Source organism: Haladaptatus caseinilyticus, assembly GCF_026248685.1.
In the GTDB taxonomy this organism is placed as follows: domain Archaea; phylum Halobacteriota; class Halobacteria; order Halobacteriales; family Haladaptataceae; genus Haladaptatus; species Haladaptatus caseinilyticus.
In genome coordinates this window covers 257,671-283,246 of record NZ_CP111042.1, presented here as the reverse complement: position 1 = coordinate 283,246, position 25,576 = coordinate 257,671, and the positions used below count along the sequence as shown (strand labels likewise).

22 protein-coding genes are annotated in these 25,576 nt (G+C 52.3%); 12 read left to right on the top strand and 10 right to left on the bottom strand.

The genetic code is table 11. The features are described 5' to 3' along the window. Window positions 1–14 precede the first annotated feature (14 nt). Window positions 15–953 carry a dihydrodipicolinate synthase family protein gene (locus OOF89_RS23965; RefSeq protein ID WP_266082991.1) on the bottom strand — a complete coding sequence of 313 codons (939 nt, stop codon included), beginning with the start codon at window positions 951–953 and terminating at the stop codon, window positions 15–17. Between the two features lie 234 nt (window positions 954–1,187). Here OOF89_RS23965 and OOF89_RS23960 point away from each other — a divergent pair, with 234 nt between their 5' ends. From OOF89_RS23960 to OOF89_RS23950, 3 genes are all read left to right on the top strand, one after another. After that, window positions 1,188–2,426, top strand: coding sequence for a mandelate racemase/muconate lactonizing enzyme family protein (locus OOF89_RS23960; protein WP_266082989.1), 1,239 nt, complete (start codon window positions 1,188–1,190; stop codon window positions 2,424–2,426). Between the two features lie 163 nt (window positions 2,427–2,589). Next, entirely contained in the window at window positions 2,590–4,083 is a 1,494-nt protein-coding gene (locus tag OOF89_RS23955) for a family 4 glycosyl hydrolase (RefSeq protein WP_266082987.1), read from the top strand. Window positions 4,084–4,624: 541 nt separating this feature from the next. After that, entirely contained in the window at window positions 4,625–5,737 is a 1,113-nt protein-coding gene (locus OOF89_RS23950) for a mandelate racemase/muconate lactonizing enzyme family protein (RefSeq protein WP_266083386.1), read from the top strand. 84 nt (window positions 5,738–5,821) lie between these two features. On the opposite strand, the gene OOF89_RS23945 is transcribed toward OOF89_RS23950, so the two are convergent. From OOF89_RS23945 to OOF89_RS23935, 3 genes are all read right to left on the bottom strand, one after another. Then, complete coding sequence (locus OOF89_RS23945; protein ID WP_266082985.1) at window positions 5,822–6,496, bottom strand: carbohydrate-binding family 9-like protein; 675 nt, start codon at window positions 6,494–6,496, stop codon at window positions 5,822–5,824. A gap of 70 nt (window positions 6,497–6,566) precedes the next feature. Next, on the bottom strand, window positions 6,567–7,454 hold the full coding sequence (locus OOF89_RS23940) for an NAD-dependent epimerase/dehydratase family protein (RefSeq protein WP_266082983.1): 888 nt from the start codon (window positions 7,452–7,454) through the stop codon (window positions 6,567–6,569). A 214-nt stretch (window positions 7,455–7,668) separates the two neighbouring features. Continuing rightward, window positions 7,669–9,123: a family 4 glycosyl hydrolase gene (locus OOF89_RS23935; RefSeq protein ID WP_266082981.1), complete on the bottom strand. Its 1,455-nt coding sequence runs from the start codon at window positions 9,121–9,123 to the stop codon at window positions 7,669–7,671. Between the two features lie 143 nt (window positions 9,124–9,266). Here OOF89_RS23935 and thsA point away from each other — a divergent pair, with 143 nt between their 5' ends. Then, window positions 9,267–10,838, top strand: a complete 1,572-nt coding sequence (thsA, locus tag OOF89_RS23930) for a thermosome subunit alpha (RefSeq protein WP_266082979.1) — start codon at window positions 9,267–9,269, stop codon at window positions 10,836–10,838. Window positions 10,839–10,895: 57 nt separating this feature from the next. On the opposite strand, the gene OOF89_RS23925 is transcribed toward thsA, so the two are convergent. Continuing rightward, window positions 10,896–12,041, bottom strand: a complete 1,146-nt coding sequence (locus OOF89_RS23925; RefSeq protein WP_266082977.1) for an ABC transporter ATP-binding protein — start codon at window positions 12,039–12,041, stop codon at window positions 10,896–10,898. A gap of 202 nt (window positions 12,042–12,243) precedes the next feature. Between OOF89_RS23925 and OOF89_RS23920 the strand changes: the two genes are divergently transcribed. Beyond that, a complete protein-coding gene (locus tag OOF89_RS23920; protein ID WP_266082976.1) occupies window positions 12,244–13,173 on the top strand; it encodes a carbohydrate ABC transporter permease in 930 nt (309 codons plus the stop codon). Window positions 13,174–13,221: 48 nt separating this feature from the next. Further along, complete coding sequence (locus OOF89_RS23915) at window positions 13,222–14,133, top strand: carbohydrate ABC transporter permease (protein ID WP_266082974.1); 912 nt, start codon at window positions 13,222–13,224, stop codon at window positions 14,131–14,133. 336 nt (window positions 14,134–14,469) lie between these two features. Here OOF89_RS23915 and OOF89_RS23910 read toward each other — a convergent pair whose 3' ends face one another. The 4 genes from OOF89_RS23910 to OOF89_RS23895 all read right to left on the bottom strand — a co-directional run bounded on the left by OOF89_RS23910 (window position 14,470) and on the right by OOF89_RS23895 (window position 18,127). After that, a complete protein-coding gene (locus tag OOF89_RS23910) occupies window positions 14,470–15,744 on the bottom strand; it encodes a type 2 periplasmic-binding domain-containing protein (protein ID WP_266082972.1) in 1,275 nt (424 codons plus the stop codon). A 154-nt stretch (window positions 15,745–15,898) separates the two neighbouring features. After that, window positions 15,899–16,357 carry a hypothetical protein gene (locus OOF89_RS23905; protein ID WP_266082970.1) on the bottom strand — a complete coding sequence of 153 codons (459 nt, stop codon included), beginning with the start codon at window positions 16,355–16,357 and terminating at the stop codon, window positions 15,899–15,901. A 169-nt stretch (window positions 16,358–16,526) separates the two neighbouring features. Further along, window positions 16,527–16,778: an aldo/keto reductase gene (locus OOF89_RS23900; protein ID WP_266082968.1), complete on the bottom strand. Its 252-nt coding sequence runs from the start codon at window positions 16,776–16,778 to the stop codon at window positions 16,527–16,529. 575 nt (window positions 16,779–17,353) lie between these two features. Further along, window positions 17,354–18,127: an IclR family transcriptional regulator gene (locus OOF89_RS23895; RefSeq protein WP_266082966.1), complete on the bottom strand. Its 774-nt coding sequence runs from the start codon at window positions 18,125–18,127 to the stop codon at window positions 17,354–17,356. A gap of 281 nt (window positions 18,128–18,408) precedes the next feature. Between OOF89_RS23895 and OOF89_RS23890 the strand changes: the two genes are divergently transcribed. The 4 genes from OOF89_RS23890 (at window position 18,409) to OOF89_RS23875 (ending at window position 21,335) form a co-directional block, all read left to right on the top strand. Then, window positions 18,409–19,470, top strand: a complete 1,062-nt coding sequence (locus OOF89_RS23890; RefSeq protein WP_266082964.1) for a mannonate dehydratase — start codon at window positions 18,409–18,411, stop codon at window positions 19,468–19,470. Window positions 19,471–19,763: 293 nt separating this feature from the next. Further along, window positions 19,764–20,513: a sugar phosphate isomerase/epimerase family protein gene (locus OOF89_RS23885; RefSeq protein ID WP_266082962.1), complete on the top strand. Its 750-nt coding sequence runs from the start codon at window positions 19,764–19,766 to the stop codon at window positions 20,511–20,513. A 70-nt stretch (window positions 20,514–20,583) separates the two neighbouring features. After that, entirely contained in the window at window positions 20,584–20,925 is a 342-nt protein-coding gene (locus tag OOF89_RS23880) for an apurinic/apyrimidinic endonuclease family protein (RefSeq protein ID WP_266082960.1), read from the top strand. After that, on the top strand, window positions 20,919–21,335 hold the full coding sequence (locus OOF89_RS23875; protein WP_266082958.1) for a TIM barrel protein: 417 nt from the start codon (window positions 20,919–20,921) through the stop codon (window positions 21,333–21,335). Before OOF89_RS23880 ends, OOF89_RS23875 begins: the two co-directional genes overlap by 7 nt. Before the next feature lie 7 nt (window positions 21,336–21,342). Here the strand turns inward: OOF89_RS23875 and OOF89_RS23870 are convergent, their stop codons facing one another. After that, window positions 21,343–22,218, bottom strand: a complete 876-nt coding sequence (locus OOF89_RS23870) for a sugar phosphate isomerase/epimerase family protein (protein ID WP_266082957.1) — start codon at window positions 22,216–22,218, stop codon at window positions 21,343–21,345. Window positions 22,219–22,319: 101 nt separating this feature from the next. Here OOF89_RS23870 and OOF89_RS23865 point away from each other — a divergent pair, with 101 nt between their 5' ends. Together OOF89_RS23865 and OOF89_RS23860 are read left to right on the top strand one after the other, a co-directional pair. Then, entirely contained in the window at window positions 22,320–23,399 is a 1,080-nt protein-coding gene (locus tag OOF89_RS23865; RefSeq protein ID WP_266082955.1) for a Gfo/Idh/MocA family protein, read from the top strand. A gap of 249 nt (window positions 23,400–23,648) precedes the next feature. Next, the gene (locus OOF89_RS23860) at window positions 23,649–24,722 is read left to right on the top strand and encodes a Gfo/Idh/MocA family protein (protein ID WP_266082953.1); all 1,074 of its coding nucleotides are present in this window, start codon (window positions 23,649–23,651) and stop codon (window positions 24,720–24,722) included. The last annotated feature ends 854 nt before the right edge of the window (window positions 24,723–25,576 follow it).

Sequence of the window (25,576 nt, the reverse complement as noted above, 5' to 3'; positions counted from 1 at the left end):
GTCGGCAGATGAGATCATCCGATTACCTGTTCGATGTCATCGTCGAGTTGTCGATAAAGTTCTTCCGCCCGGCGTTCTTCCTCCGGCGAAAGCGGACAGATCGGCTCACGTACCTGCCCGCCGTGGAGGCCAGCGAGATCGAGTCCCTTCTTCACCGCCGGGACACTGATCGCTCCGGGGATTGTATTGTTCTGGCCGGTTTCCCCACGGAAGTTCTGATAGGGTAGGCAAATGTTCCGGAGCTGCCGAGCATATTCCCAGTCCCCGGACGAGAGCGCGTCAAAGAGTTCAAGGCCGACTTTCGGTCGAAAGTTACTGACGCCGGCGGAGAAGCCCTCGATGCCCTCGTTCCAGAACGAGATCGAAAACGGTTCGGCGAGACCGTCAACCCAAACCAAATCGTCATCCCCGGCGGCGACACTCGCTCCAAGTTTCAACGGATCTTCGAGCGCATACTTGATGCCGACGATGCCTTCCACACTGCTCATATCACGGAGGAATTCGACCGACGGGTTGAATCCTCGAACGTACGGCACCAGTGGTGTCTCCGTGACCGATGTGAGTTTTCGATAATACTGGAGGAGCCCCTGTTCGTGAACGTATGTATGATCCGGAGGCATGATCATCATTGCATCAACACCGACGTCGTCGTACTCTCGAATAAGCTGTTGTGCTTCCACCGTATTGCCACCGACTCCAGCGAGTACACATGCATCCGATGGCACTGCGTCAACGTTCGTTTCGGCCACTTCCACCCTCTCATCATGGGTCAACGAATGATATTCGCTTATATTCGCGGTTGAGAGAAACGTCCGAATTCCTTCGTTGTAGATCGATTTGGCGTTTTCTTCGAGCTTCTCGTATTGGATCTCCGACTCTTCACCGAATGGAGTCAACAAACCAACTGCAACGCCTCGGAGACGCTTCCGTACCTTGTCATCTGACAAAGACATAGTTGAGAATCCATCCCGTAGGATATAAGTCCTGTTATCAACAGAATACTATGAATAATTACCAACAAATACGATATAAGTATATTTATTGGACTATCTCGACATCGCGCTTTTCGTATCGGAAGCACGTTTCAGGTGGGAATTGCAACCGATTTCGACTCGGAGGGACCGACCTGTAGTAAGTGCGTTCGTATCGAGCTAGTAATTTAAGTCCCTGTCATCGATGAAGGGTACATGAACATCGTCGACGTTCATGGATACGCACTGTCCTCGCCGATCGACCCAGTACAGTCCCGTCGTTTTCACGCAGGTACCCGTCGACTCCTGAAACGAGATGTCGTTCTCGTCGTCGTTGAGACTGTGAATGGTGCGCGAGGGTTTGCGCCTGCGGGTGCAAGTAGCTCCGCGATGCGGGAGTACTTCGACGGCGAATCTCAGGGAAACTTTGCCGACGTGATCAACGGGCCGGTCGCAGATGAACTCGAAGGGAAAACGATCGATGATATCGAACGAGTCCATTCCCTGATCAAAACGATGGATTTCCCGGTACGACTCCGTAACCAGATCCGTTCCGTGATCGACGTATCCCTGTACGACCTCCTCGGAAAGCAGGTCGGGGCGCCGATCTACGAATTGCTTTGCGAGCGTCACGACACGGCAGCGACCACAGAACTGCCGCTGTACGCGAGTGCGGGGATGTATATGGATCCGGAAGGATACGTACGGCAGGCCGAAATCCTCGATGATTTGGGATTCTTCGGATACAAGTATCGTCCCGGTATCGGTCCGAAAGGTGACCGTCGAATCGTCGAACGTCTCGTCGAGGCAGTCGAGATGGAGATAATGGTCGACGCGCACACATGGTGGAAGATGGATGGTCAGTCGTACGGAACCGAGACCGTCACATCGCTCGTTGAACATGCCGCGACGCACGACGTGTATTGGGTCGAAGAGCCGGTTGATCCGGACGATTACGACGGTTATCGCGCTCTCTGCGACAACAGAGTCTCGCTCGCTGGTGGAGAGAGCGAGGAGTCCGCCCCGGGGTTACTCGAACTCGGGCGTACGGGTGCTGTGGACTTCCTTCAAGGGGATGTGCGCCATCACGGTGGATTTTCGGGATGTTGGGACGCCGCGGAGTTCTGTATCGACCGAGACGTCACGTTCGTCCCCCACAACTTCGGGACGTGGCTCGGGTTGATTGCGAACGCGCATCTCACTGCGGCCGTTTCCCAAGCGGAGTTACTGGAATACCCCGTTTTCGAAAACGACCCAGCGCTCGAGTCGTCCGCGGATCCAGGAATGTACCCGTTCGATTTGGCATTTGACCTCGTCGATGGAACGCCGAACATCGATTCCGGCGTGTTGACGGTTCCGGACGGACCGGGATTGGGAATCGACGTGGATATGGACGTCATCGAGGACTATCCGTTCGTTGAGGGTGCATGGACCGAGTTTTCCTACGACGAGTGAGCGTGCGAGACATCACATAGAATCTTCCCGCTGGCTGAATATCTGATCGATCGGGTCGATACGTCGTTTTTCACGCCGTTCGTATCTTCGAAGTGTGGGAAATGTACACTTATTTAAATATTTAGCACAACACCTAAGACCCCCCTGAAAGATACTACTGTCCATGGTGAATGATCAGCAGTTGATCGACCAGAGCAGCCGACAGCAATCGCTCCCAGAGCTCCCGGACAATCGCGTCAAAATCACGTACATCGGAGGTGGTAGTCGACAGTGGGCACCGAACTTGTTCCGTGACCTTGCCCTCTGTACAGATGTCAAGGGTGAGGTCGCCCTGTACGATGTCAACCACAAGAGTGCCAAACTCAATGCGAAATTCGGTAACTGGGTACAAAATAAAGAGGACGCCGTCGGTGACTGGGAGTACACCGCGGTCGAAGACCGTGCCACGGCACTTGACGGCGCAGACTTCGTCATTCTCTCGACCCAGTTCAACCCTGCTGAGACCTTCGTCCATGACCTCGATATTCCGGAAAAGTACGGGATATACGGAGCCGTCGCTGCGACTATCGGCCCTGGAGGGATACTGCGTGCGATGCGAACCATCCCGGTGTATCGAGAGTTGGGAACCGCCATCGGTGAACAGTGCCCCGATGCATGGGTATTGAATTACACAAATCCGATGACCTGGGCGACCCGGGCACTGTACGAAGCGTTCCCCGAGATCAATGTGCTTGGATTGTGCCACGAGGTATTCCACGCTCAAGACATGCTAGCCGACCTCGTGGGCGAATACTTCGACGAGGGACGTCCTGATCGCGATGAGATCGACATTAACGTCAAAGGGATCAACCATTTCACGTGGGTTGACGAGGCCTACTGGCGCGGAATCGATCTCTTCGAAGTCATCGACTATCACCTCAAACAGGAAGGAGCGCTGCGGGAGTTCAGTGTGGCGGAGATGGCGGATGAGGATCCGTTTGTCGACAACAATCAGGTAACATTTGAACTCTATCGTCGATTTGGGGTCCTTCCCGCAGCGGGTGACCGACACTTGGTCGAGTATGCACCGTGGTTCATTCAAGGGGCGATGCCCGACGACCTCAATCGGTGGGGAGTCAAACGCACGACGAGCGAATATCGCAGCCAGCACTGGGAAGACAACGCGACAGATCATCAGACGTACGACGTCAAGTCCTGGATGGACGGCACAGAGGAGTTTTCGCTCGCGGAGTCCGGAGAAATCGCCGTCGATCTCATCAAGACGCTTACCAATGGGGGCATGATGAAGACACACGTCAACCTCCCGAATCACGGTCAGGTTTCCGATCTCCCCGACGGGGCAGTCGTCGAGACGAATGCATTGATCACACCGAACAACGTGAAACCGATCACCGCCGGATCGCTTCCGCGACCGGTTCGAACACAGCTTTGCTCCCACGTCGAAACCCATGAGACGCTCATCGAGGCGGCTGTCGATGACGGGAACGTCGATCTCGCGTTCCAGGCGTTCCTCAATGATCCCCAAGTTAGGACGCTCCAGACGGAAACTGCTCGGGAACTGTTCGCTGAACTCATCGCTGCGGAAGAGAGCTATCTCATTGATTGGGATCTCGACGCGTCAGATGTTCTCTCGGAATCGAACGCGTTTCACTCCTAATCCCGGGCGACGTCCGTTCCGAGGCTTTCGACATCCTTTTCGCGTATTTCGGTCCACACCCACACTAATTCGTCAGTGGAACGGCTAAAATCACCGATTCAAGTGTTTCGACCGGTATGTTCGATAATATCGAACGAATCTGAATCCGTACCTCATGAACTATTAGTGTATAAACCCGTTACAGCATTAGTACTGTAAATCTTATTCAGACAAAAAGGAACCCACAGTGATACGTTCGACAATTCCGAACGTAGGTTCGAGAAGTCGGGATATCAGTAGGACGGGTTCTAACGGGGCGACTCGCCATGCGTCGTAAAACCTTGATTTTCGATTGGTAGGTGAATAATCGGTGATGATTCTCGGCTATCCAACGAGAGAGCAATTGTTACAGGAGAATAAGTATATAAACCATCTACGTGTACTGTAATGCAGAGAGATGCAAATTGCTGATATACAGGCATATAACCTGTCGTCCCCACTCGATCCCCCGCGAGAATATCAACTCTACAGTGGTCGAAGACGAATATTCAAACGCGATTTGGTGCTCATAACTGTCGAGACGGTCGATGGGGAGATAGGGTACGCGCCAGTAGACGCCAGTAGCTCCGTGATGAGGGAGTTCTCGAACGATGGAACACTCGATAACTTCGTGAACGTGATCGAACGGGCGATCGCTCCCAGTCTGAAACGAGAAGTGATCACATCGATAGAAACTGTGGGGAAAATCATCCGGCAGACGGCCCTCTCACAGCAGTTCAAGTCTCGATCCACTGCAGCCCTCGACATCGCGCTCCACGATATCAAGGGCAAACAAAACGGCGTCCCAGTGTACGAACTGCTAGGCGAGACAGACGACATTTCACCCGAGATTCAACTCTATGCGTCGGGAGGCATGTACCTCTCTCCGGACAAGGTGGCCACCGAAGCGAAACGCGTCATGGAAGCAGGGTTCAGTGGATACAAATACCATGCTGGCCGAGGGCCGGACGAAGACCGAGAGATGATACGACGGGTTCACGATGCTATCGATGATCGGATAGACATCATGGTCGATGGCCATACCTGGTGGGGGCTCGGACAGGGGTCGTACGATTTGAATACCGTCATCGGCCTTGTGTCAGAGCACAAAAAGTATGGCGTACGGTGGATCGAAGAGCCGCTCGAACCGAGCGACCACGAACAGTATACAGCCCTCACGAAACAATCGGGTGTCCCGTTGGCCGGTGGGGAAAGCAAAGCGATGCCAGAGGATCTGATCGAATTTGCAAAGACCGGTGGTGTCGACTATCTGCAAGGCGATGTGCGACAACATTGCGGGTTTTCCGGCTGTCGAAAAGTCATCGACTATTGTCGAGAGTCGCCGGTTACCTTCGTCCCACACCACTTCGGAACGGAACTCGGACTCATCGCAAACGCCCACTTGGCGGCAGCGACACCCGGAACACCGTTCCTCGAATATCCCATCTATGAGGACGGGAGTGGATCGGGAATGTACCCCAATCCGCTCGCAACCGACATACTATCGAATCCACTCCGAATCACGGATGGAACGCTCACGCTTCCGGACAAACCCGGACTCGGAATTGAGGTGAACCACGACGTTATCGAAAGATATCCGTATATTGAGGGTCCGTGGACGGAATTTATCAGTTGATATCGTACATTTCGTGGATGGGTTGAGGAGTGTATGGAATCAGTCCTCCGCAGTGATGTGAACCGGTGTCAAGTCGACAACCGCTCAATCGAATCGAAACCGACCGAAGTACTCCGGTGAATGGTACGCCGGTTCTTCCGTCGGCATGGGATTCCAAGTTGCTTTCTGTTCATCGGAAGCAACACCACTCCGATACACGTTCCCGCTCCAGACGGTACCAGGATTCGGATCGATGTCGACACCAGTCAATGATCGGAGTACGGAAAAGGGGATAGCGGCGGCCAACCACCACCCAGTATCGTCATCTCGTGGTTCGTGCGTCGATCCTTCGATGGATGTTTCGACGCGAATTCGTTCGGCCGAACTCGCCGAAACGAGGTCGCGACCGATACCGCGTTCTTGCCAACCTTCCTCCTGCCAAGCCAGTTTGAAGTAGCCACAACAGTTCGCCTCGAAATTGAAATAGCGTGAATCCTCGTCTGGATTCGGATCCGCAAACAGTTCGACCGAACTATCCTGAAACGTCGGCCCGTTCAGTGCCGTCACCTGAGACGAGATGTGGTGATCCTCCACCTGGAAGTGTAGATACAGAGCCTCATCATCGTACAGGGTTCGTGCGGTCAGGGACGGCTTTGGTCCGTTCCGATACCAGTTAAACTGGTCGACACCGAGAGGGGTGGCTTGAGCCCAGGGGGTCCCCTCGATGGAGTCATCGAGGGGAACAACACTTTTCGTCGATGTAATAACGGTCTCCCTCATGGCTGCAAACGGTCCTCGACCTTCGATGATTCGGGAGCGTTCTTCGTGACTTCGCTTTTCGATACTACACTCATTTCGTGAGCGTCGGTACGGGTTGGTTCTCGTCGGCAGCCGTTCGCCAGGTGTGATTCGGATTCCAACCGAGGACATGCTTCGCCTTTTCCGAACTCAACGCGGAATCCTCGCCACTTACCGAGACAGCGTCCGGGAGACCACCGAAGAACTCCTCGACCGCTTCCGTCGTCGGTCTCCCTAGATAGTTATCGTCAGCAGCGATCACGAAGGACTCGTGGCCCGACAGGTCCGCTTCGAGTGTTCGAACGACTGCATTCGCTACATCGCGCCCGTCTACGTACGACCAGAAATTACCGACCCCGTTCCGTAGCGAGTCGCGACCATCGAGTACCGTATACTCGCCCGGATATTGCACGTTCGAAATTCTGAGACTGGCGATCGGGATATCATACCGGCGTGTGACGACATCGGCGATGTCCTCACTCACCAGTTTCGACGAACCGTATGGATCCTCCGGCCGCAGGGGATGAGCTTCGTCGATGGGGAGATAATCCGGTAGAACCGGCTCTTCTGCGAACGGAAATCCGTACGCGCTCTCGCTCGATGCCCACGTGACGGGGATGGTTTCCTTCCCTGCAGCGTTGAGGACATTGTACGTACTCATTACGTTGTTTTCGAACACCTGCGTACCCGGATATACTTCCGGGTTCGGGATGGCCGCGAGATGTACGACTGCGTCCGGGTTGACCTCGTGAATCAGTTCATCGATCGCACCTTGTGTCGAGAGATCACAGGACTTGAGCTCCACGTTGTCCCGTGTTCTCGCTCCCGAGCCCGGATGTGTCTTGTCAACGCCAACGACCGTATACCCGTCGTCGGTCAGCATATCGACCGTCCAGCGACCTAACCGGCCGAAACTGCCAGTAACTAATACCTTTTCCATTGATTTTTACCATGTTAGTGTTCGTAGCGGGTATATTTAAAATTTGTTCGAGGTTGTTCACAGGGGAATATTTTTGGGAGAAATCGCTTTGTAGCGTGGAAAGTACGCGAGAAAAGTACGGACGAACCGATTGTAGAGGGTATTCCGGAGAAATTGAGCCACTACGTCCGTCTTACTGACAAACCAAGAACGGTATCGAACGACGAGATGTCTCTCAATTGATCACTGAAGCGCTCTCGAGATTCCAGTGACCCTCTAGATAGGGCCGAACCGCCGTGATCATCTCGTTGAACATCGCCCGTGCATTCGTCATGGAAATAGAAACGAGTGGATCGTTGAGGAATGCTTGGAACGCGAGATCGGCGTCACCCGTAAACCCTGCTTCGATCAGCGTCTCTTGGTTCTCGACGTGCGAACTGACGAGGTTGTGAACCTGTCTGGGAAGCGCTCCAGCAGCGAGCGGTGTGACACAATCTTCGGTAAACAGCGCGTTCGTCTCGACGACAGCATCCTCGGGGAGGTTCGAGACTTGTCCCCGGTTCGGCAGGTTCAGATTCGTCTTCAACTCGTCAAATCCCAATAGGGCGTTGACGATGCCAACGAACTCTTCGCCCGATTCGAAGAATTCGAACTCCTCTTCACCGTTCATCGGGTCGTGAAACTTCGAAAGGGCGTCCTCTTGACGGGTAATCCTGTACTTGCTTGGCGTGAGACGGATTCCCCATTGCTGTACGTCCGTTTTGTCATCGGCTGTAAGAAACCACGGAACGAACTCCGCTAAGTGACGGTCGCCTGCAGCCGGGAAGGTACCGAATCGTTCGTAAAGTTCGTACGTGATGAGTTCGTTGTCGACGAAATAGGACTCGTCGTCCAAGGCACCGGGTTTGAACGACCGGTTCCGGATCTCCTCCTCGAGATGTGTTTCGAGGAGAGGATGGAGATCCTCTCCGTGCCAACTCATCTCGTCGATCCACGTGAAATGATTTATACCTTTCACGTTGACGTCTATCTCCTTTCTTGACGGCTGATCGGTATCACGATACTTCCCGACGAGTTCCGCCAGGTGTTCCTGGGTATGAAATACTTCGTGACAGCAGCCGGCCACATTGATGTCCGGATACTCCTCGTACAACGTTCGAACGCAGATGGTCATCGGATTTGTGTAATTCACCACCCATGCGTTTGGACAGTTCTCTCGAATGGCCGCAGCGATATCCCGATATACCGGAATGGTACGCATCGCTCTCACAGTTCCACCGGGGCCAACCGTGTCGCCAACCGATTGGTAGATACCGTAGTCGGCGGGAATATCTAGCTCGTGAGCCATAGTTTCCGGCGGGGGATCTTGCGTCGAAAGGACGACGAAGTCGGCATTATCCAGCGCTGTCGCACGGTCTTCGACCGCGGTGTACTCCCAATCACCGATTGCGTCTTCTCGATCCTGAACCCAGTTTCCGAACCGCTCGTTTCGCTTGGCGCTCTCGAAAATACGGTCGTACAACACTACTTCGCCCGCGATCGTCGTACATTGTGCGAGGTCGTTGATCAAGGTGTACGCCCATCCACGACTCCCACCGCCGATGTATCCGATCTTTATGTTCTCGACTGGCTCACTCCGATTCGTACCGGTCGCACTACTATCCGTCTTATTACCTATCTCGCTTTCCATGAGTAAATCACATAATCTTTCGAGAGAATTTATATTTTGTGGATGGGGAAGTTTACGATGAATCAGAGTATCGTACAACGATTCTTTTCGTTACTATTCAGCCGCATAACGTATTTATGGATGTCCACGTAAGGGGTTATCATATGGCTCAAGTTACCACACAAGATAAGAAATGGTGGGGTTCCTCCGACGACGGAGAAGGGCGAGCGGTGCAGTTTCACAACGCTAGAGCGGCCCAAGCGGTTGCAAGGGCGCTTCGATCCACACTGGGGCCCGATGGGATGGACAAGATGGTCATCGACGAGAACGGCGACGTGACGATCACCAACGACGGAGCGACCGTCTTGGAAAAGTTGGCAATCGATGACCCTTTCGAGACGATGATCGCCCACGTGGGCTTTGCACAGAAATCAGAGATGGGGGACGGGACGACGACAGCAGTGGTGATCGCGGGGGAATTGATACGAGGTGTGCGGGATCTCCTTTCCAGGGGAATTCACCCGACGACGATCGTCGCCGGATTTCGCAAAGCGAGTTCGCTCACGTGCGACGAGTTGAAAACGTCGTCTACGAGCGTCGAAAGCGAAGACGATCCGTTGTTCGAACAGGCAATAGCCAGTGCTCTCGCCGGAACTGTATCCGACGCAGAGAGGATTGCGCTATCCGAACTACTCGTCGACGTCTTCCGACGAATCGACGGCTCTGAGGAGGGAGATTACGCCGAACGTATCGCAGTCACTAGCCATCCCGGCCAACGAATCGGCGATTCCGAGATACGTTCCGGCGCTGTAATCGAAAAATCCCCCATCGTCGAGGACATGTCCCTGGACTTCGACGATGCCTCCATACTACTGGTCGACGCACCGATTGAACTCGACGACTCGGAGCGTGATCTCGTCATCGATGTTAGCGGTCCGGATCGATATCAACAGTTCGTCGATCGGGATTCGCGTGCGCGTCGTCAGATCGTAGACCGTATCGCCAAGGCCGGGGTCGACGTCGTGTTCTGTCAGAAGGGCGTCGACGACGAAATCGCGCAGCTGTTAGCTAAGCAAGGAATCCCGATATCTCGGTTCACTCCCAAGCCGGATATCGAATTTTTAGCACGTCTGCTGGATAGTCCGATTGTTTCCGACCTCACTACAGAGATACATGATAAAGCGGGAGGAGCGGATATTCGCTATACCGAATCGGAAAACACGTTCTATCTCGAACGAAAAGATGCACCTGCCGTGACGTTCGTTCTCCGAGGGTCGACGAAGATGGTTGCGAAGGAGCTCGAACGTAGTATCACCGATGCGATCGACCTCGGCGCACAATTGCTCTCCGACGGCGGAGTCGTTCCGGGTGCCGGTGCGATCGAGATTGAATTAGCCGGAAGCGTTCGAGAAAGCGCGACGAAGACGAGTGGTCGCGAGCAGTTAGCGATGGAGACCTTCGCGGATGCATTGGAAAAAATCCCGTGTATTCTCGCTAAAAATTCGGGTTTTGATTCGATACAGGCGCTTTCTCACCTGCGAGCCGTTCACGATTCCGGCATGAGAAATGCAGGGATAGATATCCATACGGGAGATTCGATCGACGCATACGCGTCCGAAATCGTCGATGTAGCGGCGGTAAAACGGAACGCAGTAGTCAGTGCGACGGAAGCCGCGAACCTCGTCTTGAAGGTCGATGATGTGATTCCTGCAACGGAACTCTCACAGGATAGCTAAAAATCGTTTTTCGCGCCCGTTTCCGCTTGTAGAAGCGGCACTCATTGCAACACCTGATCAGTTGCTGTCCAGCGTTAGTTGAGCGGGGAACGACTCGTCCGTCGGCAGGCTTCGGTTGCAAAGTGCGTCGCCCGTTTCGCCGCTGAACAGGTGGAGCTTTTCCTCGGGAAACGTTAGAATGACTTCCGTATCCTGCTTTACGTACCGTTCACCGGGTATTTTCACGGTCAACTCAGTGCCACCAATTTCGGCATGCATGTAATTGATATCGCCGAGCGGTTCGATGACGTTGACATTCGCACGAACCGTATTATCATCCGCCTCGTCGGCGAGTTCTATATCTTCCGGGCGAATTCCTAGTATTACACTGGTCTCGTCACGTATCGACTCGAGATGCGATTCGGATAGGGTATAGCTGATTCCGTCGCTCAGGAGATCCCTCTCGTCGACTTCCATCTCGAAAAAGTTCATCGCCGGTTCGCCGATGAACCCCGCGACGAACCGATTCTTTGGAGTATAGTAGCACTCCAATGGCGTGCCAACTTGCTGTAACTTCCCACCATCGAGTATCGCGATCTTATCCCCCATCGTCATCGCCTCCGTTTGGTCGTGGGTGACGTACACAGTGGTGATGTTCAAATCGTTTTGCAACTCTTGGATTTCGGTACGCATGTGTGCTCGAAGTTTGGCGTCGAGATTCGAAAGCGGTTCGTCTAACAGGAACACCTGTGGTTCGCGGACGATTGCACGACCAAGGGCGACGCGTTGCTGTTGCCCACCCGAGAGTTCTTTTGGCTTATCGCCCAATAGATCCGCGATCCCCATCATTTCAGCGACACGTTCGACGCGGTCCGAGACTTCCTCGTCCGACATATTCGTGGTCATCTTGAGCCCGAAGCTCATGTTCTCCCGTGCGGACATATGGGGATAGAGTGCGTAGTTTTGAAATACCATCGCGATATCCCGATTCTTCGGTTTCGAGTCGTTAACGACTTTTCCGTTGATTCGAATTTCACCATCCGATACCGATTCGAGACCAGCGATACTCCGGAGTGTGGTTGATTTCCCGCATCCGGATGGGCCGACCAGGACGAGGAAATTGCCCTCTTCGAGAGAAATGTTCAGGTCATCGACGCCGATGATCGGATCCGTCGAACTCGCTTGGTAAACCTTTGTGAAGTTTCGTAACTCTAGATCCGCCATTGTTGTAGAGTATATTTGTGAATTGTTAATATATGTCTTTTGGAGATCTATTGATAGGAGTTGGGTTGTACAATGTAAGGACCTTTTTGAGGCGTCGGAAGAAGTGAAGATTGGAAAGGAAGCCATCATAGTATATCAGGGACGTATTCCTGCCAATTTGTGGCATAAATTTTTATATGGCCATCGGTAATTGTCACAATCGATGTCCACACCTACGGGAGAAGAGTATAGATTTCATCGCGTACGCCGATTTTTCGGCGAGGCGGAGTGGTTCACACGTGAAACGTGGGTCGGGTACGGCCTCGTGCTACCTGCGACGGTGATGATGTTGGTAATCATCGTGTATCCGACCGTGCAAGCCCTCTGGATTAGTTTCCACTCACGATCGTTCCTGAACCCCAACGACGTCGAGTGGATTGGGTTGGTGAATTACCACGAGCTGTTCGCCGATCCGGTGTTCACGCTCGCACTGAAACACACGATACTCCTGACAGTCGGGGCCGTGGTGTCGATGTACCTTCTCGGCCTGGGGCTCGCGCTCTTGCTCAAAGAGAATCTTCCGGGAATCGGAAAATTGCGTAGTTTATCGATGGTTCCGTGGGTTATCCCGCCTGTGGTAATCGTGATCATTTGGACCTGGACGTTCCAGGTCGATTACGGCCTCGCAAATCTCGTTATGAAGATGTTCGGTGGGCCGAACAAATCATGGTTTGGGGACAAATCGCTCGCACTGCCACTCGTAACGATGTTACGGGTTTGGAAGGATACTCCCTTCGTCGCAATCGCGCTCATGGCCAGTATGCAATCGATACCGGGAGAGTATTACGAAGCTGCAGAAATAGACGGCGCTGGGCGTCTCCAGAAGTTTCGATACATTACCCTACCGAATATTTCCTACATTTCGATGATAATGATCGTCATTGAGACGATCGCAGCGTTCAACTCGTTCCAGATGATTTATATTGCGACCGGCGGCGGTCCTGTGAATGCAACCGAAGTACTCGGGACCTACGTATACCAACAGGCGTTTCGTGAATATGCATTGGGCTATGCATCGGCCGTTGGTGCTGTGATGCTCACCCTATTGGCAATTTTCACGGTCGTCTATATCGTATTGGAGGATACAGAATAATGACATCGAACGAATATCAAACCACAATCCGCGGACAATAGAACAACGATGGCAACTACAAACCAACACACAGCAGACAGAAAAACGGGTATTATCGGCCGTTTGGACGCATGGGTCGGCGATGAACACAGTCTCAAATACGCGGTCGGCGTGTATGCCGCACTGGCCCTGTACTTCATCTGGTTTCTCGTTCCGGTAGCTTGGCTCGCGTTATCGACGATCAAATCAGGTGCAATCATTCAAGCGGACCATCTCATTATCATTCCTTCGGCGAAGAATTTCACGCTGGGCAATTACGAGATGGTGCTCACCGATCCACAATTTCAGTCACTGTTCGTCAACTCCATAATCATCGCGTTCAGTACGACTGCGATAACGCTCGTGTTGGGAATTCTAGGGGCGTATTCACTGAGTCGGTTCACGTATCCGGGTCGAAAAATGCTGCTCGTCGCCTTCATGTCGACGAAGATGTTGCCTCCTGCATTGATCATCATCCCGTTCTTCCTGATGATGTACTCGTTGACCCTTGTCGATACTTATCTTGGAATCATCCTTGCACACTGCGTGCGGGCGCTACCATTGGCCTTGTGGCTACTGAAGGGGTTCTTCGACGAGATTCCGAAAGCGCTTGACGACGCCGCACGGATAGACGGTTGTTCCCATCTTACTGCCCTCTACCACGTGATCATTCCGCTCGCACTGCCTGGTATCGCCGTGGCATCGTTCTACACCTTCGTCACATCGTGGAACGATTTCCTCTTCGTGTCCGTCCTCTCGCAGGGAGGAGGGACGCGCACACTTCCCTTCGGTCTATTCCTGTTCCAGAGCGCGAACACGATCAACTGGGGAGCGACGGTCACCGCAGCAACCGTCACTGCGATACCGTCGATCGTGTTCTTCGCCCTCGTTCAGAGTTACATCGTCGAGGGACTCGCAAGCGGTGGAATGCACGGAAGCTAAACACTGTCCGTCCCAATAGCATCTCGTTTTCGACTTCTTTTGGAGCAAACGTACGAAGGTCAAGCCCGTTATCGAATCAATTACTCGGAGTGCGGGCCCAGTGTGCTGAGAGACGAACGAGAGCGACACACTGCACCGTCCTTGTCTTCCGTTTCGAGTGTAGTGAACTCGATAGCAATCGAACCTGTGGCCCCATCGCATCCTCTCTGACGCGATTTACTTCGAAGTGAACTTGGAAGCGCGATTCGTCTCGTTCAAGAATTAGCTCGGAAAGACGTGAGTTTTCGACGTGATACCAATGAGTCCGAGTCGGCAATGCCAGGAAATTCAGACGTTTTAGATTTCCCCTGCTTTGCTAGACCACTCTTCATGGAGTTGCTTACCCGCCTTCATCGGATCGATGTCGTTGTACATCACCTTTTGTGAGAGGTCGAACCAAGTCGTTGAAACTTTACTGACACTCCAAAATCCGTAGGATTTCCCGGTTTTGAAGACCTCCTTGAACCCCTTCCAATCGGGATTGTTCGTCTGCTCTGGAACCTTCCATTCGACGTCCTCGTGGGCCGGGAGATTACCCGGATCCTCTTCGAGGAACGTTTTGATTCCTTCCGGACTCGTGGCCGCTTTAACCACCTTCCACGCATCACCCTTGCTCTTCGAATTCTTGTTCAAGAATACGGGCTTTACTTCCATGTACGTTCCTTTCTCGCCGCCTTCGACCCGGGGATTGTGTGTCGCGACGCTGTTCCGATAGTTCTTCATCGCTTGTTTGTTGGTATCGTCCGAACCGCTCGCCAGTCCTGGAATCCACGGGCCAGTGGAGATCGCAGCGTAATTTCCGTTCACGTAGGCGATGTCGTGAGCGAGGGAATCGATTCCTCTCGCGTTCGGATCCGTCGCGGGTTTATCCGTTTTGTAGAAGGGGTCCCAAAAGTACTCCTTGAAGACGATGCCGAAGTCCTCGGCAGTTGGCACCAGTTTCCACTCGTCACCATCCGGTTCGAAGATTGTATCGACCCGCTGGAAGAGGAACGACAGGAACTCCTGGAGGCCACGGGTATTCCCTTTCTGACTGGTGAGCGTGAATCCGTGCATTCCGTCCTCCTTCTTGGTGATTTCAGCGCCCATTTCGACGAAATCCGACCACTTATCAGGAACATCAAAGCCATATTTTTTAAGTATATCCTGCCGGTAGACGAAGCCCCGACCGTTTCCGATGTAGGGGAGGGCCCAGATATCCCCGTTGTATTTCATCGTATCTAAACCGGTGTAGCCGTCCTTATAATCCAATTTGTCTACCCGGTCAGTTAGCGGTTCGATTAACTCCGCAGAGACGTAATCACCCCGGTGGTTCGGCGTCGCTTCGACGATATCGGGTGTTCCAGTTTTTGCTCCGGTGAGGTACTTCTTTTTGATACTGTCATAGCGCATGTCCGAAAATCCGACCTTCATGTCCACCGAGTCGCTCATCAATTTCTTGAGTTTCGGCGTTTGGGAGTCGAACGCATCAGACCAGACAGTAATTTTATCCGAACCGCCACCGCTACCACCACCGCTTCCACCAGAGCATCCAGCAAGGCTGCCGGCTCCCATTGCAGCGGCGAGGCTCATATACTTGCGTCTACTACAACCTGTGTTTGACATGGTCTATCATGAGTGGATGTTTCCCCCCTATATATGCATTTTTATTAATATTCTATATTATAATCTGGAAATGAGATCGTGTTCGTGTAATATCGGTAATTGACAGTAAACAACGAACCCATCATCCCGCACTTAGTAACGGGAGTCCGACGTACCGACGACGGTAGTGGAGATAGACTACACATGTTATCATCGTGGAAAAGACCAACGAGTAGACGACGATTAGCGGCGTCGATTTCCCGAGGGAGACGACTCCCCCGAGGAGCAGATAACATGATAGCGGGACGCCGAACCCCAGCAGAAAGTATCGAACCCAACTGGGCTTCCACTGGGAATCAGTGTGTGAGAGATAGATCGTATCCTTAAACAGAGCGAGGTACACGAACAAACTCAACAAGGCGCTCCCAGAAAGTATGAGACCTGTGAGAAAGCTATACGGGCTCGTGCGAACGGTGAGGAGCGTCCAAACCGTGTAGATCGTAGTGACGACGCCAACGACGACGTACAGCACTAACGTGAGCCAATGAGTGTTGTCCGTCCGAGCGCGTGAGGTAACGCTCGGATTCGGTGTTTGTTTCATACGATAGTATCTAAAGAGGAGCATTATAAATTGTCGCTCGTCTCCTCCAACGACCGTAGTACGTACTACTCGTTGATAGCCGAATACCAGACCGAGGATAGACGATACCGATTTAACCGGTATCGATGGTTAGGGGCCGTATTATTGACGCCGGTCGAACATCCGACTATCACAGTTCCTCCGAAGACCACGTCGGGTCGATCAGTGAAGTCACTACGTCCTTGTGCAGCAACCATGCAGGGCGAATCTGTGCCGGAGTTGCATCCCGCTCGTTTGCGAGCGAGTGGACCTCCTCGAGCACCGTCCATGCGGCATCCGAAAAGTGTTTCTTGGGGCGCCTCTCCTCCGTGAACCGCCTCGAATCGGCATCGATGGGGTCGATACGTTCGTACTTACCAGCGAGGAAACCACGGGCGAGCAATGATCACGGAACGACTCCGATGTCCTGATCCGCACAAATCGGGAAAACGTTTTCCACTTCGTGCCTGTTTATCAGACTATACTCCGGTTGCATGGTCACGAAACGCTCGTAATACCACACTATTCAGAACGGCTTTACGGATTGCCTTCCTCGAGACGGCGCAGTACGAGGAGTTTGAATGTATACGGTTCCCTACGCACGAGGGTCAAAGGGAAAAGCGTAGGGCAGCCGATGAGGACGACAACACTAACGAAAGAAGAGAGCGTTCACTTGTAAACCCACAGTCCTAGCATCTCCGACACTTGTTCCTGATTATCGAACACAACCGAGAATACCGTTCGATGGTGAGTCAGTCACCGTCCGCATCAGAATTTATGGAATAGCTGTGTTTAATCAACTCCTGCTTCACAAGCTATCCGTCCTGACTGTTCGATAATAGGGAACGACAAGGGAATTACAACACTATGTATGTAAAGGTTTGATAACTGCTGAACAGCTTCTGATGACCTCATACTTCCATAAGCACAATGTAGTGGTATGATTCTTTATGCTCATATACGTTTATAGTATTGAAATCAAATATTCGCGTAATTGATCTCGATAACGCGCACAGTGTGCTGGATCAACTCGGGGATTTTCTTTCGAAACGTTTCATTATCCATGTGACGAGTCGATCCAGAAACGCTGATCGCTCCGAGAACGTCTTCCGTGTTCGTCAGGATCGGCACCGCAACGCACCGAATCCCTTCAATCTGTTCGTTATCGTCGAACGCCGCGTTGCGTGACCGAATTTCCTCACATTCCTTTAATAATTCTTCCGGAGACGTTGTCGTTTTCGCGGTTTGTTCACTCATTCCGTGTCTATCGAGAATGTCTCTCACTCGTTCAGGCGAATAGTATGCAAGCATCGCCTTTCCAAACGCCGTACAGTGTAGATACCGTTCAGTACCGATACGAGAATCCGTTTGGACTGCTTTGTTGCCTCTCGATTGATGAACGAATATTCCCTTGCCATGCTCTTCGACAACGAGCTGGGCAGCGAGCCCCGTTTCAGCTGCGAGCTCGTCCACTTCGCTTCTCGTAAGTCGATAAATCTCGTTGGATTGTGCCGCGTACCCACCAAGATTTAAAAACCGCAATCCAACTCGGTACACGTCATCGACTTGTGTCACGTACCGACGTTGTTCGAGTGTGTTTAGATGGCAGTGTATCGTACTCTTAGAGCGGCCCAAGTTATCCGCCAGTTCAGTCACTCCAGCACCATCCTCTTCCATGAGGTATTCAATGATATCGAAAGATGTGTCGATTGATTTTATTTTGTTTTTTGCTTTTTTCGTGCTTGGAGTCATACCCAAACTACAGAGTTCCACAGTAAAAAATCCACAGTACCAAATAGGGTGATCGATTACCATTTACGGCAATTACTACCAGGTTCTTGAGACGTTCTCCGATCAGACCGGGACTCGACAAAGGACCCAATTCACAAACCGTCACAATTGCTGTTCGTCGTCAAAACGGAAGTTCGTAACCCAGCAGTATGTTTATCACCGTATCGACTCAATGGGAACGTCTGGATAACCTGTTTTTTTGCTGCCAATCATGTTTATGTGTTTCAGTACGATGTGGGGATATGGAGAACGATCGAATTGATACAGAGTTGAGCCGAGATTCCGATGTCCGGGTCGGTGTCCGGACACGTACCCTCTCGAAGGATCGTCTTCGATACATCCGTCAATTAGGTGTAACAGACATATTCGTCGATCACGCAGATACCGACGAGGAACCCGATGAATTCAACGACCGGGATGGGTCAGATACCGTTTCCGTCGGCCGAGACGCGATTCCCTCGGTCTCGGAGTTAGAAACAGCCCGCGAGCGGGTCGAAGCAGAGGGTCTGAGTCTCACAGGCATCCAATCGCTTCCCTATTCGCTATATGGCGATATCATGTTTGGTCGAGAAGGGAGCGAAGAGTCGCTTGAACAGATTACGACCCTCATTCGGAATCTCGGGGAAGCCGACATCCCTATTTTAGGGTATCAATGGAACCCGCGCGGTGTCGTACCGATGCGGACGGATCCAGTGAAAACGCGTGGTCAAGCGCTCGGAACTGGGTTCAATCTCGCCGAAATCGATGACCCGAATGCTCTCGCCCCCGGACTTGATCGGAAGTATACTGAATCCGAATTTTGGGATAACTACCGTGGGTTTCTCGAGACGATTCTTCCAGTTGCCGAGAAAGCAGGTGTCGACCTCGCACTGCATCCAGTCGACCCACCCATATTAGAGTCGCTCGGCGGTATCCCTCGGTTGTTCCGTAACGTCAGGAACTTCGAGCGTGCGATGAGCCTAGTTCCGAGTGACAATCACGGTTTGAAGCTGTGTTTGGGCTGTTTTTCCCAGATGGGTGAAGACGTCTCCGAGGTCCTCCATCGATTCGGCAAGCGTGATCAAATCGTTTTTATCCATTTTCGAGACGTCGTAGGAACAGTTCCGGAGTTCCACGAAACTTTCGTCGATACGGGGAATTTCGATACTGTCGAGGTAGTTCGAACCCTCCACGACATCGGTTTTGATGGAGTCGTTATTCCGGATCACGTTCCGAAGATGGTTGGGGACGATGATTGGCGTCACCGTGCCCGTGGGTTTACCGTGGGATATCTTCGCGGAGTTATCGATACCGTGCGATCGTAAACATTGTAATTAAATATATTTGACGAAGGCAACTCTCTATTTCTCGACTCGAACACTTAGTATCTCAAATTGTTCGAGCATCTCCTGATCTCTCATAGGAGTTCTCCATCATCATCGAAAAGATGACCAGTTTCGCGTCGGAACCATTCGCAACAGATCCAATTTCGGATAGCAACGCCGCGCCGAATCTATCTTCGTTGTTGGGAATTAACTAACGCGAGTATTAAGAAGTAGAGTCGGTGAATTACATCAACAATCTTAAAGCAAAGATGATTGTCTACGATAGTGGAAGTATGGTTCACACAGCAATCAATGTTTACAGTGTCCGAGAACTCAACGAGTCGGTTCCGGATGTACTCGAACGAGTTGCGGACGCAGGCTATGACGGGATTCAGTTCTCCGGCCAACACACCCCACTCGATGGAAACCCAGAAGAGATCCATGAGACACTCGCGGAAACGGGCCTCGACGTGATCGCAGCGCACGTGGGTACTGACCTCTTCGAGAAAAATCTCGATCGCGTGATCGACACGTACGAGACCGTCAGCGTCTCCGAGGCAGTCGTCCCGTACCTCCCACCCGAAGGCTTCACCTCGATTTCGAACGTCGAGCGGACAGTCGAGCGTCTCGAAAAACTTGCTACCGAACTCGACGCGTACGGTTGGAATCTTCACTACCACAATCACGATCACGAGTTCGTCGATGTCGATGGGGAGAGCGCCTTCAATCACCTCCTTGAAGCAACAGACATCGACATCGAACTCGACGTTGGATGGGCCCTCGCCGGCGGTCATGAACCTGTGGAGTTGCTCGGCCGTCTCGGCAACCGTGCCTCGTTAGTTCATTTCAAAGATGTCAAGCTCGATCGGGAGGCTAGACGCGGCGGCCATCCGGTCGAGATCGGCACCGGAGACGTGGATATGGCGGCATGCGCGGACGCCGCCCGTAATGCCGGGGTCGAGTGGTTCATCTACGAACACGATAATCCTAACGACCCGGAGGCATCGATCGAGCACGGTGCGGAATTCCTCGCCAGCTTGTAGGGTGACTTCCTTTTGGTAAAACAGGTACCATTTACCAATTTACTTTTGTCATCGAGCCCACTTGTAATCTATGGTCACACTCTCTGCGTACCTGAACATGGTGTTCGACGAAGGGACGCTAGCTGAGCGCATCGACCGCGTCGCAAACGTGGGATTTGACGGGTTCGAACTGTACGGGTGGGATGCTGACTTCGAAGCTATCACAGCGCGAGCTGATGTCAACAACCTTGAATTCGTTTACCTCTCCGGCAACCGACCGTCGTTGAACGATCCGACAACGGTGGACGAGGTGGTCGAACAAGTCAAGGAGACCATCGTTCTCGCCGAAGATTTCGATTGTCGAAACTTGAACGTCAAGGCCGGTAACACACTCTCGGACGTTCCAGCGGAATTCAACGCCAAACAGTGGTAGAGGTATTCCGACGAGTAGCACCGGTCGCCGAAAAATCCAACGTGACGTTATTGCTCGAACCGTTGAACACGCGAGTCGATCACCCCGGCCATTTCGTGAGTACCGCTCGAGATGGCGTAGAAATAATCAAGGAAGTAAGTAGCCCTGCCGTGCGAGTCCTCTACGATATCTATCACGAACAGATCATGGCAGGCGATATCATTCACACCTTTCAAAAATACGTGGAATACATTGGGCACGTCCACATCGCTGACAATCCAGGTCGCCACGAACCCGGAATGGGTGAACTGGACTACGAAAACATCCTCGAATCAATCGCGGACAGCGAATATGACGGATACATCGGCTGTGAGTTCACACCAACCGGCGATCCGGAGAAGGCGCTTGAACACGTTCGGTCGCTTCTCTGAGACTCGTCTAAACGTAGTTCACATCAGCGTCGTCCAAGACATCGCGGAACGCATCGACCGCAGTCTTGAAGCCCTCGGAACCGCTCAATCCTGTGCTTCGCCCGGCAAACGCGAGATGTGGTTCGAGGGATGCAAAGCTACTGAAGCCGCGCTCTTCGAGCACGTGCACCAACTCGTTGAAGCCTCCATCACCTTGTCCAGCTGGGCGGATCTCTCCACGTTCCCCCATCTCGGCATCTTTGACGTGGAGATAGTCGATGTACTCGGCGAGAAGTGTGAACGCGTATGGATAGGCCTCGACGCCAATTTCGACGAAGTTTGCCGGATCGAACGCTGCGCGGAGATTTGGAGAGTCAACAGTCGTGAGAACGTCTCGGCATCGCTCAGCCGTATCTCCGTAGATATCCTTCTCGTTCTCGTGGAGGAGAGTCACATCCGATTCTTCGGATCGCTTGGCTTTCCAACGCATACGATCCATTACCGACGTTCGGTGTTCAGCGGGGTCATCACCTTCGGGAATGTAGTACGAAAAGATCCGAATGTACTCAACATCGAAAAATTTCGCGACCTCGATGGCTCTTTCGAAGCGTTCCATGTGAGGCTCAAAATCTTCGGTTATATCGATTTTCCCGATCGGTGACCCGATGCAAGAGACACTGAGTCCGTGCTCCTCGATGGCGTCTCGTATACGTTCGAGGTCGTCGTCATGAAGGTCGAGAACGTTTGTGTCGTCGATGCCTCTGAGATCAAAGTAGTCGATGCCGAGTTCTTCGAGCAGGTCTAACTGTATTTCAAGATCGGGGTCGATTTCGTCGGCGAATCCCGAGAGTGTGAATGTATTTGAGGCACTCGACGTTTCGTTCTGTGTGCTGTCTTCTGACATAGTTATCCCTTGTACGGATGGACGTAGTGGGGTTAATAGTTTCGACGCTGGTGAGATAATCGATATTTTTTTGCAGTGACACCCTAATGTATCCTTGTTCAATGACGGATAACTACTGTATTGCAATTGCAGGCATTGGAGCGGTAGCAAAGATGCATGCGAAGTCGATCGCCGACCTCCCGAATGCCGAACTCGTTGCAGGGTCGTGCCGAACCGAAGACAAAGGACAAGCCTTCGCCGACGACTACGGGTGTACATACCACTCAGACACGGAAGAGATGCTGACCACCACAGAACCGGATGTACTCATCATCTGTACGCCAAGCGGTGCGCATCTTGAACCAACGCTCGCCGCTGCTGAACGTGGTATTCACGTTCTATGCGAAAAACCCCTCGAGATCACGACCGAACGCATAGATGCGATGATCGCGGCTTGTGAGGAAGCGGGCGTTCGACTTGGGGGCGTCTTTCCACAACGATATAACCCCGTGATCGAGACGATGTATACTGCGGCGGCTGGGGAGCGATTCGGGCGACTTGCCGTTACGAACGCGTACGTGCCGTGGTGGCGTGAAGACGCATACTATGAAGATTCATGGCAAGGAACCGAAGCGCTCGACGGAGGCGGTGCCATGATGAATCAGTCGATTCACACCGTTGACGCTGTTCAGTGGCTGGCTGGTGCAGGGATGGACATCCCACCAACCGAAAACCCAGTCGCAGAAGTAACAGCGTATGTGGACACACTTGCGCATGAAGGCGACCTCATCGAGGTGGAGGACACCGCCGTGGCCGTGCTTCGATTCCGCGACGGTACGGTCGGTCAGTTGCTTGGTGCAACGTCGATGTACCCGGGGTCGCTGAAGCGCATTCAACTCGGAGGGCGTAATGGAACCGTAGAGGTCCTCGAAGACGAGCTCTTAACGTGGCAGTTCCGTGAGGAGCATCAAGAAGACGCCGAGATCCGCAAGACCTTCACCGAAACGACGAGTGGAGGCGGCTCCGCTGATCCGATGTCCATCGATTACCACTATCACCGTCGAAATATAGAGGCGTACTTCGACGCCTTAGATTCTAACGAGCCGTTCATGCTCGATGGGCCGGAAGCGCGCAAAGCCGTCGAGATAATCGAGGCTGTCTACGAGTCTGCCGACCGTGGGGAGCCAATCAAGCTCGAGTGACGGTCAGCCATTTCGTGGTATTTTCCAAGATGGTTTTAGCGGTTATGTCAGTCGTCCGGTTCCGACAACTTCGCTGTGGTCGAATCGTCGGTGAACACGGGGGACTCCCGATATGCGTGGTTTTCGATGGCACGGAAACACCCGACGATATGATCATATGGCTAGTTTTTCAAATGTCAAATGAATTTCCGGTAGCAATTATTCCGGCAGCCACAAATTTAAGTAGATAGACGAACGGGACTACAACTGATGGGAGAGTCGCTTAGATACGGAATAATCGGTTGTATAGGAATCGGGCAGACGCATGGTCAAGCAGTGCAGAATGCTGACGGTGTAGAACTCGTTGCGTGCGCAGATGTCGTCCCGGAAAACGGTCAGTCGTTCGCCGAGGAATTCGAGTGTGCCGCCTACACAGATACGACCGAGATGATAGAAGACGCTAACATCGATGCGGTCAGCGTCTGCACACCCAGCGGGACGCATTCGCGGGTCGTTACTGAAGTTGCCGAGGCTGGTGCGGATGTACTCTGTGAGAAACCGCTCGATGTTTTCGCCGACCGAATGGACAGGATGATAACGGCCTGTAACAATGCCGGTGTGACTCTCGCAGGCGTGTTCCAACGACGTTACGATCCAGCTGCTCTGAGGGTAAAGAGTGCGATCGCCGAGGGCGATCTGGGCAAGGTAGTACTCGGTGACACAGCAGTGAAATGGTTTCGTTCACAGGAGTATTATGACTCCGGCGACTGGCGCGGCACCCGCAAGATGGATGGCGGTGTACTCATGAACCAGGCAATCCACATGATCGATCGCCTTTGCTGGCTTGTCGGTGATGTTGAAGAAGTCTGGGCAACCGTTGACAACGTCGACCGGAGACTTGACTGTGAGGATACCGCCGCAATAGCAGTCCGGTTTGCAAACGGCGCTCTCGGTACTATCGAGGGAACTACGGCTGTCAAAGGAGGATTGACTCGAACGGAAGTCAACGGTACAGAGGGTTCGATCACCATTGAGGAAGACGATGTCTCACATTTTGAAGTCGGTACGGGTGAGGAAAGCTTCTACAGCCCGGAGACGGAAATACAAGATGTAGTGGGTAAAGTTTCCCCACTCGGAGAGGGTCACGAGGCCGTCGTGCAGGACTTCGTAAATGCTCTCCACGAGGGCCGCCGTCCTGCAGTCACCGGTCAAGAGGCTCGCAGCCCAGTTGATCTCATCCTTGCTGCGTATGCCGCGGCAGAACGAGGTGAGCCAGTTAGCCCCGCCGACGTTCGTGAAGGTGAAATTGGGGGTTCACAGATCCGTGCGGAGGATCGAGAGTGAAATCTCAAGTATAGCCGAAGAGCTGTTTACCAGACGATATCGCGATGAATCTGTAGTGAAAACCAGAGGAGAATCGAAATAGAAGATGGAAACGGATAAGATTGATTACGAGGATTTGGGAATAATCTCGATGACGTTGGTCGACCGTGCGAGTGTATTTTCGAAATTCTCAGAGATATGTCAATCACATCAACAACCTGTTTAGGAGTACTCGCAGCATAGAAATAGTGAGTTTCTGGTCGGTAACTAACATCGCGACACAACAGAGACCACAGATATTCTCCTAAATATTGAGGACATAACTACGTTCATGAAAAGAATTGATACTATCGAAAAGTTCCTCTTGGTCAGAACGGTGGCTGGCATCTAAGACGGTATCCCGTGGTGATCAAGGATATCCAGCATTTGCCTATCTGTCATCTCAGTCAGAGTCGCTTCTCGAGCGCTGTTGAGTGCATGTTCTCCCGTTTGTCAGCCGATGTGCTCATCTGAACTCCATTCTCATTGTCCGTAGTTCATTTAGAAAGTCTATCGGTTACACTTCAGCCCGTTTAATCGAGATTACTCCACAGTCCAACTCGGAAGTAGAAAGTCCAATACCCGTACTATAGACACGAAACACAGAATCTAAAAAGTCGTATTTTCCATATATATCAGAAATATGTTGATTACTAAATCAGTACTGATTAATAAAATTTATGATGTTAATGTATTTGTATCGATGTTTATTGCATAATATGGTCACAATCAGTTGCCGTTTCTTTACAGCAATCTCATTGGTGGTGGTCCGCTGGCGCCACCAACGGTGGTCCAACACGCTGTTATCCAGGTGATGATTCAACTTAAAATGATTT

Bases quoted from the DNA above. Each gene is read 5' to 3' on its own strand.
- OOF89_RS23905 (WP_266082970.1), bottom strand. From the start codon at position 16,357: ATGAAACAAACACCGAATCCGAGCGTTACCTCACGCGCTCGGACGGAC.
- OOF89_RS23955 (WP_266082987.1), top strand. From the start codon at position 2,590: ATGGTGAATGATCAGCAGTTGATCGACCAGAGCAGCCGACAGCAATCG.
- OOF89_RS23925 (WP_266082977.1), bottom strand. From the start codon at position 12,041: ATGGCGGATCTAGAGTTACGAAACTTCACAAAGGTTTACCAAGCGAGT.
- OOF89_RS23940 (WP_266082983.1), bottom strand. From the start codon at position 7,454: ATGGAAAAGGTATTAGTTACTGGCAGTTTCGGCCGGTTAGGTCGCTGG.
- OOF89_RS23860 (WP_266082953.1), top strand. From the start codon at position 23,649: ATGGGAGAGTCGCTTAGATACGGAATAATCGGTTGTATAGGAATCGGG.
- OOF89_RS23915 (WP_266082974.1), top strand. From the start codon at position 13,222: ATGGCAACTACAAACCAACACACAGCAGACAGAAAAACGGGTATTATC.
- OOF89_RS23910 (WP_266082972.1), bottom strand. From the start codon at position 15,744: ATGAGCCTCGCCGCTGCAATGGGAGCCGGCAGCCTTGCTGGATGCTCT.
- OOF89_RS23885 (WP_266082962.1), top strand. From the start codon at position 19,764: ATGGTTCACACAGCAATCAATGTTTACAGTGTCCGAGAACTCAACGAG.
- OOF89_RS23890 (WP_266082964.1), top strand. From the start codon at position 18,409: ATGGAGAACGATCGAATTGATACAGAGTTGAGCCGAGATTCCGATGTC.
- thsA (WP_266082979.1), top strand. From the start codon at position 9,267: ATGGCTCAAGTTACCACACAAGATAAGAAATGGTGGGGTTCCTCCGAC.
- OOF89_RS23870 (WP_266082957.1), bottom strand. From the start codon at position 22,218: ATGTCAGAAGACAGCACACAGAACGAAACGTCGAGTGCCTCAAATACA.
- OOF89_RS23965 (WP_266082991.1), bottom strand. From the start codon at position 953: ATGTCTTTGTCAGATGACAAGGTACGGAAGCGTCTCCGAGGCGTTGCA.
- OOF89_RS23935 (WP_266082981.1), bottom strand. From the start codon at position 9,123: ATGGAAAGCGAGATAGGTAATAAGACGGATAGTAGTGCGACCGGTACG.
- OOF89_RS23945 (WP_266082985.1), bottom strand. From the start codon at position 6,496: ATGAGGGAGACCGTTATTACATCGACGAAAAGTGTTGTTCCCCTCGAT.
- OOF89_RS23920 (WP_266082976.1), top strand. From the start codon at position 12,244: ATGTCCACACCTACGGGAGAAGAGTATAGATTTCATCGCGTACGCCGA.
- OOF89_RS23880 (WP_266082960.1), top strand. From the start codon at position 20,584: ATGGTCACACTCTCTGCGTACCTGAACATGGTGTTCGACGAAGGGACG.
- OOF89_RS23895 (WP_266082966.1), bottom strand. From the start codon at position 18,127: ATGACTCCAAGCACGAAAAAAGCAAAAAACAAAATAAAATCAATCGAC.
- OOF89_RS23960 (WP_266082989.1), top strand. From the start codon at position 1,188: ATGAACATCGTCGACGTTCATGGATACGCACTGTCCTCGCCGATCGAC.
- OOF89_RS23865 (WP_266082955.1), top strand. From the start codon at position 22,320: ATGACGGATAACTACTGTATTGCAATTGCAGGCATTGGAGCGGTAGCA.